Here is a 19,165-nt window from a genome sequence, read left to right as displayed (position 1 = left end):
CGACATTCTCCGCCCCGTTCTCACCCGATGACGCCCTCCACGGCGGTGAGACCCGGCACTGAAACGGTCGCGGTCGTCGCGCCGGTCGACGGATCCAGCCGGTGCACGCCGTCGGGCTGCCCCACGTACACCTGCGTCCCCGACACCGCCACGCCCCGCGCGTCGCCGGGCAGGGCCCACGTGGCCCGGACGGTCTTGGCACCGACGTCGAACACCTGGACCTGCCGGCCGGCCGCGAGATACGCCGCCGACCCCGTCACCGCCAGCCGGGCCCGGCCGGTCACCGGCTGGAACGCCTGCTCGTGGATGACCGCCAGGGCGTCGGCGTGGATGACCGCCAGGACCCCCTTGCCGGCGTCGGCGACCCAGACCTCGTCGTTGTGCTGCGCGATCGTCAGACCCTCGACCGCCCCGGTGCCGAACGACGAGGGCAGGTCGACGCAGACCGCCCACGCGTCGGCGACGTTGAGCGTGTGCACGAACGCGTGCACCTCGGGTTTGCCGTCGCGCGCCCCGGTCTCGGGGTGCAGCAGGTCCCGGACGTGCAGGTGGTCCGGCTGGTGGCTGTACAGGGTGAAGAGCCGCTCCCGCTTCGCGTCGAAGACCGCCTGCCGGCCTTCGCCCCGCATCTCCTCCTCCGCGCCCTCCGGCACGAGGACCTTCACCCCCGCGTTCTCCCCTGGCAGGTTCAAGGCGTTGACCTGCCCCGCGGCCAGGTCCAGGACCCGCACCCGGTAGTGGTCGGGGTGCTCGGGCGGCAGCATGTCCAGCACGAAGAGGCTCGTTCCACCCGAGGAGAACGCCTCCGGTTGGACGAACCCGGGCAGTTTCAGCCGGTGCCGCTCCCCCGCCGGCCCGGCGACGATGATCGTGGTCTCCAGCCGCCCGTCGGGGTCGCCGTCGACGAGCGCGACGAGGCCGGCGTCCGGCGCGACGGCCGCGAGCCGCCCGGCGCCCCGCACCGTGGTCTGCGTGACCAGGTCGCCGGTGCGTGCGTCGCGGGTCACGACCCGCGACACGCCCGACTCGGCGACGGCGCTGACGAGCCGCCGGCGGTCGGCCGTCGCGAGCGTCGCGGCGGGTGCCACGATCCGGCGCCCGGTGCCGGACTCCACGACGGTCAGGCCGTCGTTGACGGCAACGGCGAGCAGTTCACCGGGCTCGGCCCGACGGGGTGGTGTCGACCCGCAGGAGGCCACGAGGACGGCCCCGCCCAGGCCGAACAGTTCACGACGCTTCATGTCCAGCACGAGCCGCGATCCGCAGGTCTCGTTCCCGACCGGCATCGACTATTTTCGGCAGGTGGATCTCCGTGCCGCAGTCGACAGCCTGACCGGACTCTCCGTTGGTGACGCGCTCGGCGCACCGTTCGAGATGCACCCGCCGTTCGAGGACGGCGCGGTGTTCGCCCCGCCACCGGCGCCGTGGCGCTGGACCGATGACACCGAGATGGCCTGCACCCTGTTCGAGGGGCTCCGCCGCGACGGCCGGGTCGATCAGAGCTGGCTGGCGACCGCGTTCGCGCAGCGGTGGAGCGCCGACCGGGGCTACGGCCGCGGCTCGGTCTCGCTGCTGTCCAGCATCCGCGACGGGGTCCCGTGGCAGACCGCGGCCGGTGCCCTGTTCTCGGGCCGGGGCTCGTCGGGCAACGGCGCGGCGATGCGGGTCGCACCGCTCGGTGCGTTCTTCGCTGACGACCCGGACGTCGCGGTCCGGCAGGCCGCGCTGTCGGCGGAGGTCACCCACCGCCACCCGGAAGGGGTGTCCGGCGCCGTGGCGGTGGCCCTGGCCTCGTCCCTGACCGCCCGGCACACGCCGCGGGAGTCACTGCTCCGGATGGTGCTCAACCAGCTGCCGCCGTCCGACGTCCGCGACGGCATCGGCCGGGCCGTGCGCATGTCGGAGAAGTCCGATCCACGCGACGTGGCGGCGGACCTCGGCAACGGCTCCCACGCGTTGGCGCAGGACACCGTGCCCTTCGCGCTGTGGGTGGCCGCGACCCACCTCGACGACTACCCGAGCGCGATGGCGGCCTGTGTGCAGGCCGGCGGCGACACCGACTCGATGTGCGCGATCACCGGCGGGATCATCGCGGCGCACACCGGCATCGGCGACGACGCCACCCGCGGGACGATCGGCGTTCCGCCGCAGTGGATCGAGCACCGTGAGCCGCTGCCCACTTGGATCTAAGTACTCTACGTGATCAGCGAACCGTTTTCACCCAAACGATCATGCCCGAAAGGGTTTCCTTAAAGCCGGACTGAGCTGCACATTCGCCCCAGACACCCATCCGGGCGTATCAAGGTTTTTTGGCGGGGCCCGGGGTAACAATGTGCACATGTCACACCCTGCCGCGACCTATCGCCTCGGTATCGTGTCGACCTATCTGCCTCGCCGTTGCGGGCTCGCGACGTACACCGCGGACCTGCGCGAGGCACTTGGTGTCGCCAGCGACGATCTGGAAACAGTCGTCGTGGCCATCGACCGTGACGGGCACAGCTTCGGTGACGAGGTCGTCGTCACCATCAACCAGGACCGCATCGAGGACTACTCTGCCGCCGCCCGCGCACTGCGTGAGGCCGGCGTCCAGGTCGTGCTGATCCAGCACGAGTACGGAATCTTCGGCGGCACCGACGGCTCTCACCTGCTCGAGTTGACCCGCGCGCTCAACGCGTGCGGCATCCCTTACCTGCTGACGCTGCACACCGTGCTGTCGCGGCCCTCCTCCGGTCAGGCGGCGACGCTGCGCGCGTTGTGCGCCCGGGCGGCGCGGGTCACGGTCTTCACCGAGACCGCCCGCCGGGTGGCGATCCGCACCGGCGTGGCCGCCGGTCACCAGCTCGTGGTGGTCCCGCACGGCGCGCCCGAGGCGATGCGCCAGGCGCCGGACCCGGCGACGCTGCGCACCGACCTGCGCGAGCTGCTCGCAGCGGTCGCGGACAAGCCGACGCTCACGACGTTCGGCCTGCTCAGCGAGGGCAAGGGCATCGACATCGCGATCGACGCGCTGGCCGCGGTGGTCAAGGAGCACCCGGACACGCAGTACATCGTGGCGGGCGCGACCCATCCGGAGATCAAGCGGCGGGACGGCGAGGTCTACCGGGAGAGCCTGCAGGCCCGGGTCGAGCTGCTCGGGCTCACCGACAACGTGCACTTCGTCGACGCCTTCCTGGCGGAGGACGAGCTGTCGGCGATCCTGCACGCCAGCACGCTGTTCGTCACCCCGTACCGGTCACCGGAGCAGATCTGCTCGGGTGCCCTGACGTTCGCCCTCGGCGCCGGACTGCCGGCCGTGTCGACGTCCTACAGCTACGCGGAGGACATGCTCGCCGGCGGCGCCGGCCGGGTGGTGCCCTGCGGCGACGACGCGGCGCTCGCGACCGAGATCAACGACCTGCTCACCGACGGCCGCGCGCTCGCGGCCGCGAAGTCGGTGGCGGAGGCGTGCGCGGCCTGGCTGCCCTGGCCGGTGGTCGCCGCTCGGGAGGCCGAGCTCGTCGCCGATGTGGTGCGCCAGACCCAGGCGGCCACGGCGCGCCCCGGTCACTCGACCGCGGCCGCGCCGGTGCTCAACCTCGCGCACCTGGACCGGCTCACCGACGAGATCGGCATCATCCAGTTCTCCCGCGGATCCAACCCGGAGCTGGCATCGGGGTACTGCGTCGACGATGTCGCCCGGCTCGCGATCGTCGCGGCGGACCTGCTCGCCGTCGGCACCGACGCCAAGCAGACCGCGCAGGCCACCCGCTGGCTGCGCCAGTCGATCCGGTTCCTGACCGCGGCCTACGACCCGTCCGGAGCGATGCACAACGTGCTGAGCTACGGCGGCACGTGGCAGGACTGGCCGCATCACGGCGATCACGTCGGCCGGGCGGTCTGGGCCCTCGGGGTCCTGGTCGGCACGCCGGCCGTGCCCGACGACATCCGGCGGCCGGCCGCCGCACTGCTCGACGAGCTGGGCCCGCGCACCCACCAGCTGCCCGAGATCGGGCTGCGGACCGCCGCGTACGCGCTGATCGGCCTGGCCCGGGCGGGGCGCACCGACCAGGCCGCGCCGCTCATGCGCAGGCTGGACGAGGCGCTGGTGACGACCTCGGCGGTGGACCCGTCGTGGCGCTGGTTCGAGCCGGAGCTCACCTACGACAACGCCCGGTTGCCGCAGGCGATGCTGCTCGGTGCCGCGCTGCTGGAGGACGACGCGGCGGCGGCGCGTGCCATCGCGGCCCTCGACTGGTACGCCCAGCACGTCGGACTCGCCGACGGCACCCTGCGGTGCGTCGGGAACCGGTGGCACCGGCGGGGTGAGTCGCCGGCGGTCTGGCTCGCCGACGACGGTGACGAGCAGCCACTGGACGCGGCCGCGATCACCGAGGCGATGGTCGACGCCTGGCAGCACACCGCGGAACCGACCTCGGCGCGGCTGGCCGGTTGGGGCTACTCCTGGTTCCTGGGCCGGAACCGGGCCGGCGCGCGGCTCTACGTCGACGCGACGGGCGCCTGCCACGATGGTTTGTCTGCCACTGAACCAAATGGGAACCAGGGCGCCGAGTCCACGCTAGCCTATTACCAAGCGCTACTCAGCCTGCTCAAGGCCGGTTTGGCCGCTCTGCCCCATCCGGTGGTCGCCACGACCCCGGTGCCGACATCACTGCCGGTCACCGGTCCGTCCCGGACGACGCCGAACAAGGCACCGACGGGCACCCGGGCCGTCGGACGGGCCTCAGCCGGCTTCAGCGCGACCGCCCAGCCGCCCCGCTCGCGCACCACGGAGGGCCATTCCGATGCACTTTGACGCGGAGCTGTTCCACCGGGAAGCCACGAACCCCCTGCTCACCGCGGGGGACTGGCCCTATCCGATCAACAGCGTGTTCAACCCGGGTGCCTGCCTGCACAACGGTGACACGGTCCTGCTCTGCAGGATCGAGGACCGTCGAGGCATCTCGCACCTGACCGTCGCCCGCAGCAAGGACGGTCGCACCAACTGGGTCGTGGACGCCAAACCGCTCATCGCCGACGACCCGACCGACCAGCACAGCTGCTGGGGGGTCGAGGATCCGCGGGTCACGTACGTCGACGAACTCGGCGGTTACGTGATCGCCTACACCGCATACGGTCCGAGCGGCCCGTGTGTGGCGCTCGCCCGCACCGAGGATTTCGAGACGGTGGAGCCGCTCGGGATCGTCATGCCGCCCGAGGACAAGAACGCCTCGCTGCTGCCCCGCCGGATCGACGGCAACTACGTGCTGTTCCACCGGCCGGTGTCGGTGCTGTCGGCGCGGGCCGACGTGTGGCTGTCGAAGTCGGCCGACCTGCAGGCGTGGACGACCCCTGAGCCGGTCATGCAGTCACGGTCCGGCCCTTGGTGGGACGCCACCCGGATCGGCATGGGCCCGCCGCCGATCGAGACCCCGCACGGCTGGCTGTGCGTGTATCACGGCGTCAAGCAGATGGTGGCGACGTCGCTGTACCGCGTCGGCCTGATCATGCTCGACCTGGACGATCCCACGAAGATCATCCGTCGGACACCGAGCTGGGTGCTTGGGCCGGACGCCGAATACGAGCGGGTCGGCGACGTGCCCAACGTCGTCTTCCCCACCGGTCTCGTCCATGACGAGGCGCGCGACGAGCTGCGGCTGTACTACGGCGCCGCCGACCTGTGCGTCGCGATGGCGAGCGCCCGCTTCTCCGAGGTGGTCGACTACCTGGTGAGCCTGCCACCCGAAAACGAGTGACACGTTGGTATGGAGAACGGCGGCCCCTGCAGTGGCCGCCGTTCTCTTGTCACTACTTCGGGCTGCTGCCTTTAACGACCGGCACCCGCACGAGGTTGCCCCACTCGGTCCACGAGCCGTCGTAGTTGCGCACGTGCTGGTAGCCCAGCAGGTGGGTCAGCACGAACCAGGTGTGCGAGGAGCGCTCGCCGATGCGGCAGTAGGCGATGATGTCGTCGTCCGGCGCGAGACCCAGCTCGTCGGCGTAGATCTTGCGCAGCTCGTCGACCGGCTTGAACGTGCCGTCCTCCTGCGTGGCCTGCTTCCACGGCTTGCTGACCGCGCCGGGGATGTGCCCGCCGCGCAGCGCACCCTCCTGCGGATAGTCCGGCATGTGCAGCAGCTCGCCCGTGTATTCACCCGGCGACCTCACGTCGACGAGTGGACGGTCGGCGGCGATGTGCTCCCGCACGTCGTCGCGGAACGCCCGGATCCCGGCGTCGTCCCTGGTCGGCACCGGGTATCTGGTCTTCGCGCGGTCCGGCACCTCCTTGGTGACCGGCCGCCCCTCGGCGATCCACTTCGCCCGGCCGCCGTCGAGAATGCGCAGGTCGCGGTGGCCGAACAGGGAGAAGACCCACAGCGCGTAGGTCGCCCACCAGTTGAAGTTGTCGCCGTAGAACACGATCGTGTCGTCGGGCCCGATGCCCTTGGCCTCACACAGCGCGGCGAACCCCGCCGCGTCGAGATAGTCGCGGGTGACCTGGTCGTTGAGCTCGGTGTGCCAGTCGACCTTCACCGCGTTCGGGATGTGGCCGGTGCCGTACAGCAGCACGTCCTCGTCGGATTCGACGACGACGAGGCCTTGCGTGTCACCGGACTCCAGTCGCTTCGCCAGCCACTCCGTGGTGACGAGTTTTGTCGCAGACATCCTTTCAATCTAGCGGCGCGAGCTCCGGACGCTTGGCGGTCACCATGTCTCCGGACGACTTTCCGGTCAGCCGCCGCTTCACCCACGGGGCCAGGTGAGAAGTCGCCCAGCGCGCGTCGGCCGCCTTCCGTGACATCCACGACAGGTCCTCCGGCGGCGGCGGCGCGGCCAGCCACGACGCGTCACAGGTGACGCCGAGTGCGGTCAGCACGTGGCCGGCGACCCGGCGGTGCCCGGCCGGCGACAGGTGCAGCCGGTCGATCCCCCACAGCCGCGGGTTGAGGAACTCGCAGTCATCCCACAAATCCACCACGTGCGCGCCGTGCTTCGCCCCGATGCCGTCGACCGCCGTGTTGAGCGCGTCGACCCGGGGCCGCAGGATCTTGCCGCCCGGCATCCGCCCGGTCAGGTCGGCCCAACGGAACAGGATCACGTCGGCACCGGTCGCCCTGAGCCGCTCGATCGTCTTGTCGAACCGCGCGACCAGCACCTCGGGCTCGAATCCCCGCCGCAGCGCGTCGTTGCCGCCGCCGGCGAAACTGATCAGGTCGGGCTTCATCGCCGTGGCGAGTGGCACCTGCTCGGCGACGATGTTGTCGAACAGGCGTCCCCGCACCGCGAGATTGGCGTAGCGGAAATCTGGCTGGTCCGCCGCGAGACAACCGGCGACCAGGTCGGCCCAACCCCGGTAGCCCTTGCCGTCGGGTCTCGGATCGTCCATGCCTTCGGTGAAGCTGTCACCGACCGCCACGTAGCTGGTCCACCCCGCCACCGCATACCTCCCCATGGTCTGCTGCTGCCCTGCTTCGCATCCTTTCAGGGCTCCCGGAGCGTTGGAAGCGACTTTGCCGCACGCCACACCTGGTTCAGCCTTTCCACCCGGGGGTAACAAACGGGCAGCAAACATCTGGGAGGACAACCATGACGATGCAGACCGTCCGCGATGTGATGACCACCAATGTGGTGTACCTCCCGAGTGAGACCACGCTCGCGGAAGCCGCCCGGACCATGCGCGAGCAGGACATCGGCGATGTCGTGGTCGCCGATGGTCCCGGGCTCACCGGTGTGGTCACCGACCGGGACATCGTCGTGCGTGCGGTGGCGGAGCGCTGCGATCCCGCGGCGACGACCATCGGCGAGATCGTCACCCGCGACCTCGTCACCATCCGGCCGGAGGACTCGATCCACGCGGCCGCGCTGCTGATGCGGGACCAGGCCGTGCGCCGCGTCCTCGTCTGCGACGACGTCCAGGGGCTGGTCGGCATCGTGTCGATCGGCGATCTGGCCGGGGAGATCGACCCCGACTCCGTGCTCGGCGGCATCAGCAAGGCCGCACCGAACAACTGAGTCACCGCGAAACCGGCCGCCCGCTACTTCCGAGCGGCCGGTTTCGGGTGTCCGGGGCTAGGTTGGTACTCGTGGAGATGCCCGACAAACTTGCCGCCATCGTGGACGAGTTCGCGTCAGCGCCCCGCGAGGTGGTGCTGGAGATGATGCTCGAGTTCGCCGACGCGGTGAAGCCGCTGCCCGCGTCGCTCGAGGGGCACGAGGGCATGGAGCAGGTGCCCGAATGCCAGACGCCGTTCTTCCTCAAGGCGGTCGTCACCCCGCAGGATCAGGTGGAGCTGTATTTCGACTGCCCGCCCGAGGCGCCGACCACCCGCGCCTTCGCCGGCATCCTGAGCGAAGGGCTCGAAGGGGCCAGCACCGAAGAGGTCCTGGCGGTGCCGTCGGACCTGTACCAGCGGATGGGTCTCGCCACGGCGATCAGCCCGCTGCGCGTCCGTGGCGGCACGGCAGTCCTCAACCGGCTCCAGCGCCAGGTCCGCGAGGCCACTGTTTCACGTGCAACATCATGATCACCGATTGCTGATCACCGGAGGATGCCGAGGCGGCGGACCTCCGGGATCCAGGTCGGAAACTCCTGAAGCAGCCGGTCGTACAGCTCGGCGTCGCTGACCGTCGAGATGTCGTCCACGGCGAAGAAGCCGACGTTGTCCACGACCCGGCCCGGCATCCGGTCGAAGCGCTCAAGAATGCCGTAGTTGCCCCGGCCGAGCCCGATGAACTGCCAGAACGTCGGCTCCTGGGCGGCGGCGCGCAGCTGGCGTTCGATCTCGGCGTTGCGATGGACCCCACCGTCGGAGAAGAACAGCACCAGGGTCGGGTCCGCGGCGGGATTTGCGGCGAGCCAGCGACGGACCTGATCGATGACGACCGGCTCGTTGTTGCTGCCGCCCACGTCCTTGGGCCGGGCCGAGGCGTTGGCGTGCAGCCACCTGGGCAGGTCGGCGATCGTCAGGTCGGGCAGCTGGCGGGCAAGGCTCGCAAACGACCACACCTGCATCGTGCCGTCGTCATCGAGCTGGGCGGCGACGGCGGCCATCCGCTCCACGGCCTGGGCGACCACGCCGCGCTTGTACAGCCCATGCATGGAGCCCGACGCGTCGAGCACGACGATGACGCGGGCCTGGATTCCGGCGGCGCCGCGCTTCGACAGGGACACCAGGACCTGCTGTTTGCGCAGGTTGAGCCGGTGCCGGTCGGCGGCGGGCAACCGATCCTCGCCCTTGGTGAAGCGAACCCCCGCCGGAGCGGACGCCGGCGCGGGTGCGGGCTGCGGCGCAGGCACGGGCCGCGGCGTCGGGGCAGGCTGCGGCGCCGGGGTTTCGTCGACGGAGATCCCGAACGCGGTCGCCAGCCCGGCCAGGCCGGTGTCCCAGCCCTGGCCGACGGCCCGGAACTTCCAGCCGCCCTGCCGGCGGTACAACTCGCCGATGACGAACGCGGTCTCCGAAGCGGCCCGCATGTCGGTGAATCGGACCAGCTCGACCCCGGCGCTGTCGTAGACCACGGCGTGCAGGCCGGCGACCGCGCCGAAGGTGCCGCCGTCGGCGGAGGCCGCGATCACGACCCGGTCGACGCCCGGCTCCACGGCGCTGAGGTGGACGCTGACCGCGTCGAAACCCGAGCCGCCCGCCTGCTGCTTGCCGTCGTGGACGACGGCGCCACCCGGGTGCCTCGGCTGGTTGTAGAAGACCATGTCGGCGTCGCCGCGGACCTTGCCCGACGCGTCGAGCAGCAACGCCGTGCAGTCGACGTCCGGCGCCCCGGGCCGCGGTTGCCAGCCGACGACGACCCGGACGGTGCCGGCCTGGATCGCGGTGTTGCCGCCCTTGGGAAGCTGTGTCACCGGGCCAGATCCGGGATGACCTCGGCCGAGGCGAGGCGGGCCAGGGCCGCGCCGGGCAGCACGATCTTGCTGCGGCGCAGACCGCTGCCGATGATGACCTGGGGCACGTCGACCACGCGCGAGTCGATGAGGACGGGCCAGCCGGCGGGGAGGCCGATGGGGGTGATCCCGCCGTACTCCATCCCGGTCAGCGACACCGCGTCGTCCATCGGCGCGAAGCTCAGTTTGCGCACGTCGAGCCGCTTGCGGACGACCCCGTTGACGTCGGCCCGGGTCGTCGCGAGGATCACGCAGGCCGCGTAGCGGAGCTCGCCTTCGCGTTTGCCGGCGACCACGACGCAGTTGGCCGACTGTTCGAGGCCGACGTCGTACGCGGCGCAGAACTCCGCAGTGTCAGCGAGCGTGGGGTCGATCGGCGCGACCAGAATGTCCGGGTCGTGCAGAGCGGCGGAAACCGGTGCGGCGAGCAGGTCGGTGGCCGACAGGGCGGGCACCGTCTCGAGCTTCCCGATCAACGGCCGTCGTCCAGTGCGAGCGCCTTCATGAAGATGTCTCCGATCTTCGACGGGTCCTGGGCCACGAAGACCGCACCGCCGGTGGCGTCGACGATCTTCTGCATCTCGCCCTGGTTCACCTCGGAGCCGACACCGATGATGATGATCTGCACCGGCTGGTCCTTGTTCTCCGCCTTTTTCAACGAGCTGACGAGCGTTTCGAGCGACATCCCGGCCGGATTGTTGTTGCGTCCACCGGTGATCACCACGACCGAGTTGCCACGGGTGGCGTCCCAGCCCTGCTGCACCGACTGGTACGCCGCGAACACCGTGTCATACAGCCCGCTGCCGCCCTTGGGGTTGGGCTTCAGGCCGCCCAGGGCTCCGCGGAGCTGGTCGCGCTGCGCGTTGAGCGGGCCGATCGGCACCAACTGCTGATGCCCGGTCGAAAACGACCAGAGCCCGACGGCCCAGCTCTCCGGGAACATGTCCAGGCCGCCCAACGCGGCCTGGACAGCGATCTGTTCCTTGCTCAGGCCGCCTGCGGACGGGACGGTCTGCTTCATCGCCGAGGAGACGTCGACGACCGCCAGCATCCGCGACGGCTGGGTGATCTCGATCCACATCTGCAGCGCCGTGTTGATCACCTTGGCATCCGGCACCGGCGTCACGGCGCTGCTGCTCGCCGCGCTGGGTCCGAGTGTCATGCCGGTGCCGACGGTGCCGTCGTTGGCGCGCAGCTGGTGCGTGGAGAGCAGGTTGCGGAAGTCGGCCCCGGCCAGGACGGCCCGGAACTGCTCCGCGGCGGCGGCCCGGTTCGGCGACAGGCGGGGCATCGCGGCGAACGGGTAGTCGAGCGCGATCGGCGCCGGATCCGGGTAGACCGCGATGAGCGGCACCGCCGGTCCGGTCGCGTTGTACGCGTGCAGCGCCTGCTCCGACAGCGGCGCCAGGGTCACCGCGGTCGACAGCGTCCGCGGGTCGGCGTCTCGGGGGAACCGTGCCATCAGCCCCGACTGCTGCTCCGACTTGCCGGTGGTCAACGCCTTGATCGCGCCGACGGTCAGCGCGTCGCCCTCAGGGCCGAACTGGTCGCGTACCGACGCCATCGCCACCATCGTGGAGACGCCGACGGCATCACGGTTGGGGTCGACGATGCCGGGCGTGATCCGGGTGTCGCCGACGATCTGCTGCAGCACCTGCTTCCAGGTGAGCTTGTTCTCCAACCAGCCGAGTGACTTCGCTGTCGGCTCCGGCACCGCCAGCACTATCGGGCTGCGCGCCAGCGACGGCGCGTTCTGTGGCACCAGGTCCTCGCGGGCGGCTCGCATGCGCTGCAGCCAGATCGAGGAGTCCGGGATCCACACGTGCGGCACCTGCGTCTTGCCGTCGGCCTGGCCGAGTGTGTTGATGGTGACGCCGTGCTCACCGGCGATCGCCGCGGCGACCTCGGATGCGCCCACGGCGACGACGTCGACCGCGACACACTCGTTGTCGACCCGCGGCTCGGTCTTGATCCACCGGGCCGCGGCGTCCTTGATGGCCGGCGCGATCTCCGGACTCGCCGCGACTGAGAGCCGCACCGTGCCCGAGCACCCCGTCGACGCCATCACTTGGTAGCCGCCGTAGACGGCACCGATGACAACGAGGGGAAGGATCATGCCGGCGGCGAGTGCGACGAACCCGTTACTCCTCAGGTCCGCCGCTGCGTGCCGTCCTCTCACGGGTACCAATATTCCCTAGATACGAGGTAAATGGGTCCCGCGTTCGGGTATTCGTCACACGGATTCGCGCGACACGAGTACACTCCGCATTTCAATGATCACGTTGCGTCCGAAAGTTGTTCGGTTCCTTTCCGAAGGCTTTGCAAACCGTTTGGACGAACGCCCGCGCCTCGGCCCCGCTCCCTGGCCGCCACGTGCACGCCAGGTCCACCGCGACGACCCGGCCGGTGGCGATGATCTCCTCCACCTTCGCCAACACGTCGCGCATCGACGGACCACCCGGCACCGGGAACAGCAGCCCCGGCAACTCGGCCCCGTCCACGACGTCGAGGTCCACGTGCACCAGCAACGGACCGTCGGGAAGCTCAAGATCTTGGAGTTGGTACCGCCGGATCCCCGACCCGTGGAGATACTCCGCCTCGGCCGGATCGAGATCCCGGGCGTCGACGAGCACGGCCCGCTCCTCAGCCAACGGCCGGAGGCCCAGACGATCGGCGATGAGCTCCGGCCGGTACCCCACCAACACCCGCAACGGCATCCCACCGATGTATCCCGAGGTGGTCGTCTCGAGGGTCTGCACGTCCCCGTGCGCGTCGAACCACACGATCGCCGGGTCCAGCGCCTTCCGCTGCAGCCCGGCGACCGTCCCCAGCGCGGTGGTGCAGTCCCCGGAGATCACGACGGGTGACTCGGCCCGACTGACCTCGTCGGCGACCCGGTCGTACAGCACCGCCAGCCGACCCCAGATGTCAGGCCCTTCGGGAAACTCGGCGATGACGGTGACGTCCGCCGGCTCATCGACCAGCCCGTCGAGGCGCTCATCGAGGTGGTACGGCACGTAGATCGTGGTCATGATGCATTTTCTGCCACCACCGACAGGCGTGCAGAAAATTTCTTTGCCTCCCCGTGCCTCCCGTGTCGAAGGACCGCCGGCCCGTTCGACGCGTTGGTAGAGAACGCCTTGACCTGGAGGAGAACATCATGCGGAAGATCGTCGCCGGCCTGCACATGTCCCTTGACGGCGTCATCGAGTCGCCGGAGAAGTGGAGCTTCGACTTCTACTGCGACGAGGTCGGCCAGTCGATCAAGTCTCGCCGCGACGCCACCGGCACCCTGCTGCTCGGCCGCCGCACGTACGAGGAGTTCGCGGCGATCTGGCCGGGTCAGAACGGCGAGATCGCCGACTTCATGAACAACACCCCGAAGCTGGTCGCGTCCACGACCCTGACCTCGGTCGACTGGTCCGGCGCCACGCTGCTGCCGCTCCTGGACGGCGACGTGGCCGCCGCACTCACCGCGCTCAAGCAGGAGCCGGGCGACAACATCACCATCACGGGCAGCGCCACGCTGGTCCGGTCACTGGTCCACGCCGGCGTGGTCGACGAGCTGCACCTCATGGTCTGCCCGATCGTGGTGGGCAGCGGCAAGCGCCTCTTCGACGACGACGGCAAGCGGACCCCGTTGCGGCTCGCCGCCTCGGAAACCTTCCCGACCGGCGTCGTCCACCTCACCTACCAGCCGGTCTGAATCCGGTACGGCGTCGCGGACGCTTAGATTGGTCAATATGTCGGACACTCCGCTGGAGCGGCTCTGCGAACATCGCGGCGTCGTGGTGCCGCCGGCAGGACGACTGCTCGATCTCGCGCCGGTGCTCGAGATACGGGCCGTCGACCTGCTGGCGATCGCCGGCGGTGAGATCCCGGCCGAGTTCATGCCCACCGTTCCCGACCTGGACCGCCCGATCGAGTCGCTGATCAGGTACGGCCTGCGGACTTCCGAGGCCGCGGCGGCCCGAGACTTCGCCCGGTCGCTGCCCAGAACCTCCATCAGGGGCGGTCCGACCGGCCTACCGACACTGGAGACGGTGACGTTCGGAGCCGTGTTCAGACGGCTGTTGAAGGTCCGGAACCTCAGCCACGAGGGAATGGCCTGCGCAACGGGCTCGTCGATCAGCACGGTTGCCATGGCGATGGGCAACGGCCGCTTGCCGAGCCCGGAACGCCTGGAGCTCCTCGCCGCAATACTCTGCATCCGGCCCGACGACCTCGAGGCGATGGCAGCTCGTCCGGCCGAGGGACCGCCACCGTCCGCGTCCGCGCGGAAAACGGTTCCGTGGCTTTGGACGATCGGAGAGCTGATCCTGGCGGTCGCGCCGTTGGAGGTCGAACAGTTCAACGCCGTTGTTGCGTTCGCAGCCGAACAGGTGTCCAAGCGCCGTGAACCACACTGGTCCACGCCATGACTTCGAGCCACAAGACCGCCCGGCAGAGCCGTCGTCCGGATTGGTGTCGTCATGGGGCGCGCTTGCGTGGGAGCCTGGTGAGAGCATGCGTGTGGAGGCGAGTCGCCGGTGAGGGTTGACGTCCTGGAGCATGTCGGGCCGTGGAGCGAAGACGAATACTTCGCACTCGGCGAGACACCAACCCGGATTGAGCTGATTGATGGGAGCTTGCTGGTAAGTCCAGCGCCGGCCATCCGGCACCAGATCCTGTCCCGCCGCATCGCCAACGCCCTCGACCCCGGCGCGTCAGCAGCCGGCCTGGTAGTTCTGGAGGCTGTCAACGTCCGCTTGCAGACCGGCCGGATCGTTATCCCCGACCTTGTCGTGACTGATGTTGAAGAGGGCTCGACAATCGACGCGGTCGACGTGGCGCTGGTCGGCGAGATCGTGTCGCCCAGCAACGCGGGTACGGACCGGGTCTCGAAGATGGGGTTCTACGCCAAGGCGGGAATCGGCTGGTACCTGCTCGTGGAGCAGGGCTCCCTGACCTCGGTGGAACTGCACCTGTTGCGCCTTGACGGCGGCCACTACGTCAAGCACGCGGTTGTGAGTGACGGCGAAATCCTGACCACGGACGCTCCGTTCGCCATCCGGCTCGACACCGGCGCGTTGGCGACCGGCAGGATCTCGGCGACCTGATCCGGACGTCACTCCCGCCTTGCGCTGTCCTCCACCGCGGATCACCCCGAGCCGGTCAAAATCGGCAAGCTACATGCGGAGAAAGCGCCCGCAGGAGCTACAGCCTGCTGCCCGACGAACGTCGCGGCAACTGTCAGCTGACCAGTTTCAAGTGCCTCTGCTCGGCCCGGACGCGGCGTCCCGGTCGAGCGGACTTCCGGCGCCGGCCCGCATCGTCACCCGTCCGAACCCGGCTCAGCCCCGGAAGGGTTTGAGGGGGTGTGGGTGGAGCGAAGCTCCCCCACCGGGGAGCGGCCGAAAGGCCGCGCGGGGACAAGTGGAGCCACAACGGCGAATCGGCGCAGCCGATGAGCAGGCCGCGCCGGTTGGCGGAACGTGGAAGCGAGGGGACTCGAACCCCTAACCCCCGCCTTGCAAAGGCGGTGCTCTGCCAGTTGAGCTACGCCCCCGGGCGAGGGGAACCCCTCGGTGTGACTAGCGCAGGTCCGGGGCGGTGGTGGCCTCGTGCCAGAGCGCGCGCTCTTCGCTCGCGGTCTTCACGCGCTTGGCGACGTAGGCAGCTGCACCGACGACTGCGACCACCAGGAGCACCTTTTTCCACATGTGGGGCTAGCTGGAATCGAACCAGCGACCTCAGAGTTATCAGCTCTGCGCTCTAACCGACTGAGCTATAGCCCCGTTACACCGATCCCCGCGAAAAGCGGCGTATCAGCGCGACGGCCAAGGTTACCGCACCCGGCACCGAAGCCTCAAACCGGTTCCCCCCACGGCGAGCCGAACGGCCCGCCGTGGGGAAAAACAGCAGGTCAGTCCTTCTCCGCCAGCGTCAGCTCGATGCCGCCGACCAGGTCGGCGCAGACGTTGTAGATGAAGGAGCCCAGGGTGGCGAGCGCGGTGAAGAGGACCACGTTGACCACGCCGAGCAGGGCGGCGCCGCCGATGACGCCCTTCGCGGTGATGCGGAAGGTGCTGTCGGCCTGGCCACCGGTGGAGCTGACGATGTCGGCGAGGGCCTTGTTGACGCTGTTGAAGACGTCCATCGCGTCGAGGGCCAGGTAGAGCACCGACGTGGCGACGATGACGACGACGAACAGCACGAACGAGACCGCGAACGCGAACTTCATCACAGACCACGGGTCGATGCGCTTCAGGTGCAGCCGGGCCCGGCGTGGGCCGCGGCCCACCGCGGAGCTGACCGTCTTCCGGGCCGCACGGACGGCCTCGGTGACGCGGGCGGACCCGCTCGCCGCCGGCGCGGCCGCGGGCGCGTTCAGCGCCTGAGTGGCGCCGGCGTTGGTCGGGCGCACGGAGGCACGGGCCACCGCGACGCTCGCCGTGCCGGTCGCCGCGCCGCTGGTGGGCGCCGCGGAACCGAGCGTCACTGGCGGGGGCGTCACGACCCCGGCCTTGCCCTTCGCCACGCCGACGGACGGTGGCGACTGGATCGGCACCGTCAACGAGTCGGGCGGCGGCACCATACCGGGGGCACGCTGGAACTTCGGCGTGCCGCCGATGGTGGTCTCACCGGGCGTGCTGGTCCCGTTGACCGCGCCGGCGTCCCCGCCGGCGGCAGGCGCCCCCGAGTCAAGTCCCGTCATGGCAGCCTCTCCGGCCTGCTTGGCCTCATCGGTTGCTGCCGAGGCGGTCCCCGACTTCGCCTGTGTGTCTGTCATCAACTAGTCCTGTTCGTCGGGCTCATCGGCGTTGCGGGCGATCGCGACGATGGTCACACCCTCCGGCAGGTCCATGAGCTTGACCCCCATTGTGTTCCGATCCCTCGTACGTCGTACAGGCTTCACGGGAGTCCGGATCACGCCACCATTTGAGGTGATGGCGAAGAGCTCATCGTCCGGATCGATCACCACTGCGCCAACCAGGCCGCCGCGCCGAGACGTGATTTTAGCCGTCAGGACGCCCTTGCCGCCGCGTCCTTGCACCGGATATTCCTCGATGGGAGTCCGCTTGGCAAAACCACCGTCGGTGGCCACCAACACGTCCAGGTCCATCCCCTCGCGCACCACTTCCATCGCCAGCAGTTCATCACCTTCGGCAAAGCGCATCCCGATCACCCCCGACGTTGCGCGGCCCATCGGGCGCAGCGTGTCGTCGTTGGCGGTGAAGCGGATCGCCTGCGCCTGCTTGCTGACCAGGAGAAGGTCGTCCTCCGGGCCGAGCAGCGCGGCGCCCACCAGCTCGTCCTCGTCGCGCAGGTTGATGCCGATGATCCCGCCGGACCGGTTGGAGTCGAACTCCTCCAGCTTGGTCTTCTTGACCAGGCCGTCCTTGGTGGCCAGGACCAGGTATGGCGACACCTGGTAGTTCGGGATCTCGATCACCTGGGCGATGTGCTCGTCGGGCTGGAATGCCAGCAGGTTGGCGACATGCTGACCCTTCGCGACCCGGCTTGCCTCCGGCAGCTCATATGCCTTCGCCCGGTAGACGCGGCCCTTGTTCGTGAAGAACAGCATCCAGTCGTGCGTGGAGCAGACGAAGAAGTGGCTGACGATGTCGTCCTGCCTCAGTGTCGCACCGGAGACCCCCTTTCCGCCGCGCTTCTGCGAGCGGTACAGGTCGACCTTGGTGCGCTTCGCGTATCCGGTGCGGGTGATTGTGACCACGACGTCCTCGCGCGCGATGAGGTCCTCCATGGAGACCTCGCCGTCGAACGGGATGATCTGGGTGCGCCGTTCGTCGCCGCGACGGGCGACGATCTCGGCGAGCTCCTCGGAGACGATCTGCCGCTGCCGGGCCGGGGTCGCCAGGATGTCCTTGTAGTCGGCGATCTCGATCTCGATCTTCGCCAGCTCGTCGAAGATGCGCTGGCGCTCCAGTGCGGCGAGCCGGCGCAGCTGCATGTCGAGGATGGCGACGGCCTGGATGTCGTCGATGTCGAGCAGGCTCATCAGGCCGTTCTTCGACTCCTCGGCGCTCGGGGAGCGCCGGATGAGTGCGATGACCTCGTCGAGCATGTCGAGGGCCTTGACCAGACCGCGCAGGATGTGGGCGCGCTCCTCGGCCTTGCGCAACCGGTATGCGGTCCGCCGGACGATGACCTCGATCTGGTGCGTGACGTAGTGCCGCACGAACTGCGCGAGGTTGAGCGTGCGGGGCACGCCGTCGACCAGCGCCAGCATGTTGGCGCCGAACGTCTCCTGCAGCTGCGTGTGCTTGTAGAGGTTGTTGAGCACCACCTTGGCGACCGCGTCGCGCTTGAGCACGATCACCAGGCGCATGCCGGTGCGGCCCGAGGACTCCTCGCGGATGTCGGCGATGCCGGCGAGCTTGCCCTCCTTGACGAGGTCGGCGATGCGCTCGGCGAGGTTGTCGGGGTTGACCGCATACGGCAGCTCGGTCACCACGAGGATGGTCCGCCCGCGGGTGTCCTCCTCGACCTCGACGACGGCGCGCATGCGGATCGAGCCGCGGCCGGTCCGGTAGGCGTCGATGATCGCCGACGTGCCGACGATGAGGCCCTTGGTCGGGAAGTCGGGGCCCTTGACGATCTTGATCAGCTCATCGAGCGTCTCGGCCTCGTCGGCCTCCGGGTTGTCCAGGCACCACTGGACGGCCTGGGCGATCTCCCGCAGGTTGTGCGGCGGGATGTTCGTCGCCATGCCGACGGCGATGCCGGTGCTGCCGTTGACGAGCAGGTTGGGGATGCGCGACGGCAGGATCGTGGGCTCCTGGGCCCGGCCGTCGTAGTTGGGGACGAAGTCGACGGTGTCCTCGTCGATGTCCCGCAGCATCTCCATGGCGAGCGGGTCGAGCCGGGCTTCCGTGTACCGCATGGCGGCGGCGGGGTCGTTGCCCGGCGAGCCGAAGTTGCCGTTGCCGTCGATCAGGGGGTAGCGCAACGACCAGCTCTGCGCCATGCGGACCATCGCGTCGTAGATCGAGGCGTCGCCGTGCGGGTGGTAGTTACCCATCACGTCGCCGACGACGCGGGCGCACTTCACGTAGCCGCGGTCGGGGCGGTAGCCGCCGTCGAACATGGCGTAGAGGATCTTGCGGTGCACGGGCTTGAGACCGTCACGAACATCCGGCAGGGCACGCCCGACGATCACGCTCATCGCGTAGTCGAGGTAGGACCGCGCCATCTCGACTTCGATGCCGATCGGCTCGATCCTGCTCGCGACCGCTGAACCACCCTCGTCGGAAGTCTCCGGGGTGGAAGTCGGTTCCGTCACTCTTT

Annotated in this window: 18 protein-coding genes and 2 tRNA genes; 8 read left to right on the top strand and 12 right to left on the bottom strand. The window is 69.4% G+C overall.

The genetic code is table 11. The annotated features are described in order from the left end of the window. Positions 1-20: 20 nt before the first annotated feature. Positions 21-1,241: a YncE family protein gene (locus Dsi01nite_RS28485; RefSeq protein WP_203849360.1), complete on the bottom strand. Its 1,221-nt coding sequence runs from the start codon at positions 1,239-1,241 to the stop codon at positions 21-23. Between Dsi01nite_RS28485 and Dsi01nite_RS28480 the strand changes: the two genes are divergently transcribed. The 3 genes from Dsi01nite_RS28480 to Dsi01nite_RS28470 all read left to right on the top strand — a co-directional run bounded on the left by Dsi01nite_RS28480 (position 1,240) and on the right by Dsi01nite_RS28470 (position 5,732). Then, positions 1,240-2,190: an ADP-ribosylglycohydrolase family protein gene (locus tag Dsi01nite_RS28480; protein WP_203849359.1), complete on the top strand. Its 951-nt coding sequence runs from the start codon at positions 1,240-1,242 to the stop codon at positions 2,188-2,190. The two genes, Dsi01nite_RS28485 and Dsi01nite_RS28480, sit on opposite strands and share 2 nt — an antisense overlap. Positions 2,191-2,338: 148 nt before the next feature. After that, the gene (locus tag Dsi01nite_RS28475) at positions 2,339-4,792 is read left to right on the top strand and encodes a glycosyltransferase (protein ID WP_203849358.1); all 2,454 of its coding nucleotides are present in this window, start codon (positions 2,339-2,341) and stop codon (positions 4,790-4,792) included. Then, entirely contained in the window at positions 4,782-5,732 is a 951-nt protein-coding gene (locus Dsi01nite_RS28470) for a glycoside hydrolase family 130 protein (RefSeq protein ID WP_203849357.1), read from the top strand. Before Dsi01nite_RS28475 ends, Dsi01nite_RS28470 begins: the two co-directional genes overlap by 11 nt. 52 nt (positions 5,733-5,784) lie before the next feature. Here the strand turns inward: Dsi01nite_RS28470 and Dsi01nite_RS28465 are convergent, their stop codons facing one another. Next, positions 5,785-6,642, bottom strand: a complete 858-nt coding sequence (locus Dsi01nite_RS28465) for a sulfurtransferase (protein WP_203849356.1) — start codon at positions 6,640-6,642, stop codon at positions 5,785-5,787. A 4-nt stretch (positions 6,643-6,646) separates the two neighbouring features. Beyond that, complete coding sequence (locus Dsi01nite_RS28460) at positions 6,647-7,429, bottom strand: SGNH/GDSL hydrolase family protein (protein ID WP_203849423.1); 783 nt, start codon at positions 7,427-7,429, stop codon at positions 6,647-6,649. 134 nt (positions 7,430-7,563) lie between these two features. Here Dsi01nite_RS28460 and Dsi01nite_RS28455 point away from each other — a divergent pair, with 134 nt between their 5' ends. Both Dsi01nite_RS28455 and Dsi01nite_RS28450 read left to right on the top strand, forming a co-directional pair. Then, complete coding sequence (locus Dsi01nite_RS28455) at positions 7,564-7,989, top strand: CBS domain-containing protein (RefSeq protein WP_203849355.1); 426 nt, start codon at positions 7,564-7,566, stop codon at positions 7,987-7,989. Between the two features lie 77 nt (positions 7,990-8,066). Continuing rightward, a complete protein-coding gene (locus tag Dsi01nite_RS28450; RefSeq protein WP_203849422.1) occupies positions 8,067-8,501 on the top strand; it encodes a SufE family protein in 435 nt (144 codons plus the stop codon). A gap of 14 nt (positions 8,502-8,515) precedes the next feature. On the opposite strand, the gene Dsi01nite_RS28445 is transcribed toward Dsi01nite_RS28450, so the two are convergent. The 4 genes from Dsi01nite_RS28445 to Dsi01nite_RS28430 all read right to left on the bottom strand — a co-directional run bounded on the left by Dsi01nite_RS28445 (position 8,516) and on the right by Dsi01nite_RS28430 (position 12,906). Further along, positions 8,516-9,835: a VWA domain-containing protein gene (locus Dsi01nite_RS28445; protein ID WP_203849354.1), complete on the bottom strand. Its 1,320-nt coding sequence runs from the start codon at positions 9,833-9,835 to the stop codon at positions 8,516-8,518. After that, a complete protein-coding gene (locus tag Dsi01nite_RS28440; protein ID WP_203849421.1) occupies positions 9,832-10,347 on the bottom strand; it encodes a YbaK/EbsC family protein in 516 nt (171 codons plus the stop codon). The genes Dsi01nite_RS28445 and Dsi01nite_RS28440 overlap by 4 nt, the downstream gene beginning before the upstream one ends. After that, the gene (locus Dsi01nite_RS28435) at positions 10,347-12,053 is read right to left on the bottom strand and encodes a substrate-binding domain-containing protein (RefSeq protein ID WP_203849353.1); all 1,707 of its coding nucleotides are present in this window, start codon (positions 12,051-12,053) and stop codon (positions 10,347-10,349) included. The genes Dsi01nite_RS28440 and Dsi01nite_RS28435 overlap by 1 nt, the downstream gene beginning before the upstream one ends. A 91-nt stretch (positions 12,054-12,144) precedes the next feature. Further along, positions 12,145-12,906 carry an arginase family protein gene (locus tag Dsi01nite_RS28430; protein WP_203849352.1) on the bottom strand — a complete coding sequence of 254 codons (762 nt, stop codon included), beginning with the start codon at positions 12,904-12,906 and terminating at the stop codon, positions 12,145-12,147. Positions 12,907-13,034: 128 nt separating this feature from the next. Here Dsi01nite_RS28430 and Dsi01nite_RS28425 point away from each other — a divergent pair, with 128 nt between their 5' ends. The 3 genes from Dsi01nite_RS28425 (at position 13,035) to Dsi01nite_RS28415 (ending at position 14,973) form a co-directional block, all read left to right on the top strand. Further along, complete coding sequence (locus Dsi01nite_RS28425) at positions 13,035-13,580, top strand: dihydrofolate reductase family protein (RefSeq protein ID WP_203849351.1); 546 nt, start codon at positions 13,035-13,037, stop codon at positions 13,578-13,580. A gap of 82 nt (positions 13,581-13,662) precedes the next feature. Further along, positions 13,663-14,295, top strand: a complete 633-nt coding sequence (locus Dsi01nite_RS28420) for a helix-turn-helix domain-containing protein (RefSeq protein ID WP_203849350.1) — start codon at positions 13,663-13,665, stop codon at positions 14,293-14,295. A gap of 108 nt (positions 14,296-14,403) precedes the next feature. Then, on the top strand, positions 14,404-14,973 hold the full coding sequence (locus Dsi01nite_RS28415; RefSeq protein WP_203849349.1) for a Uma2 family endonuclease: 570 nt from the start codon (positions 14,404-14,406) through the stop codon (positions 14,971-14,973). Positions 14,974-15,349: 376 nt separating this feature from the next. Here Dsi01nite_RS28415 and Dsi01nite_RS28410 read toward each other — a convergent pair. The 5 genes from Dsi01nite_RS28410 to gyrA form a co-directional block, all read right to left on the bottom strand. Then, positions 15,350-15,422, bottom strand: a tRNA-Ala gene (locus Dsi01nite_RS28410). Between the two features lie 25 nt (positions 15,423-15,447). Next, positions 15,448-15,576 (bottom strand): DLW-39 family protein, encoded by a 129-nt coding sequence (locus Dsi01nite_RS57560; RefSeq protein ID WP_239136238.1) that lies wholly within the window; start codon positions 15,574-15,576, stop codon positions 15,448-15,450. Position 15,577: 1 nt separating this feature from the next. Then, positions 15,578-15,651, bottom strand: a tRNA-Ile gene (locus Dsi01nite_RS28405). A gap of 128 nt (positions 15,652-15,779) precedes the next feature. Next, entirely contained in the window at positions 15,780-16,646 is an 867-nt protein-coding gene (locus Dsi01nite_RS28400; RefSeq protein WP_203849348.1) for a DUF3566 domain-containing protein, read from the bottom strand. Between the two features lie 3 nt (positions 16,647-16,649). Continuing rightward, positions 16,650-19,160: a DNA gyrase subunit A gene (gyrA, locus tag Dsi01nite_RS28395; protein ID WP_203849347.1), complete on the bottom strand. Its 2,511-nt coding sequence runs from the start codon at positions 19,158-19,160 to the stop codon at positions 16,650-16,652. Positions 19,161-19,165: the final 5 nt, after the last annotated feature.

The sequence above is a fragment of the Dactylosporangium siamense genome (assembly GCF_016862795.1).
In the GTDB taxonomy this organism is placed as follows: Bacteria; Actinomycetota; Actinomycetes; order Mycobacteriales; family Micromonosporaceae; genus Dactylosporangium; species Dactylosporangium siamense.
Note: the sequence above shows the minus strand (reverse complement) of the source record. Positions and strands in the feature narration are given on the sequence as shown.

Bases quoted from the DNA above. Each gene is read 5' to 3' on its own strand.
- Dsi01nite_RS28425 (WP_203849351.1), top strand. From the start codon at position 13,035: ATGCGGAAGATCGTCGCCGGCCTGCACATGTCCCTTGACGGCGTCATC.
- Dsi01nite_RS28430 (WP_203849352.1), bottom strand. From the start codon at position 12,906: ATGACCACGATCTACGTGCCGTACCACCTCGATGAGCGCCTCGACGGG.
- Dsi01nite_RS28455 (WP_203849355.1), top strand. From the start codon at position 7,564: ATGACGATGCAGACCGTCCGCGATGTGATGACCACCAATGTGGTGTAC.
- Dsi01nite_RS28465 (WP_203849356.1), bottom strand. From the start codon at position 6,642: ATGTCTGCGACAAAACTCGTCACCACGGAGTGGCTGGCGAAGCGACTG.
- Dsi01nite_RS28450 (WP_203849422.1), top strand. From the start codon at position 8,067: ATGCCCGACAAACTTGCCGCCATCGTGGACGAGTTCGCGTCAGCGCCC.
- Dsi01nite_RS57560 (WP_239136238.1), bottom strand. From the start codon at position 15,576: ATGTGGAAAAAGGTGCTCCTGGTGGTCGCAGTCGTCGGTGCAGCTGCC.
- Dsi01nite_RS28475 (WP_203849358.1), top strand. From the start codon at position 2,339: ATGTCACACCCTGCCGCGACCTATCGCCTCGGTATCGTGTCGACCTAT.
- Dsi01nite_RS28400 (WP_203849348.1), bottom strand. From the start codon at position 16,646: ATGACAGACACACAGGCGAAGTCGGGGACCGCCTCGGCAGCAACCGAT.
- Dsi01nite_RS28460 (WP_203849423.1), bottom strand. From the start codon at position 7,429: ATGGGGAGGTATGCGGTGGCGGGGTGGACCAGCTACGTGGCGGTCGGT.
- Dsi01nite_RS28485 (WP_203849360.1), bottom strand. From the start codon at position 1,241: ATGAAGCGTCGTGAACTGTTCGGCCTGGGCGGGGCCGTCCTCGTGGCC.
- Dsi01nite_RS28470 (WP_203849357.1), top strand. From the start codon at position 4,782: ATGCACTTTGACGCGGAGCTGTTCCACCGGGAAGCCACGAACCCCCTG.
- Dsi01nite_RS28480 (WP_203849359.1), top strand. From the start codon at position 1,240: ATGTCCAGCACGAGCCGCGATCCGCAGGTCTCGTTCCCGACCGGCATC.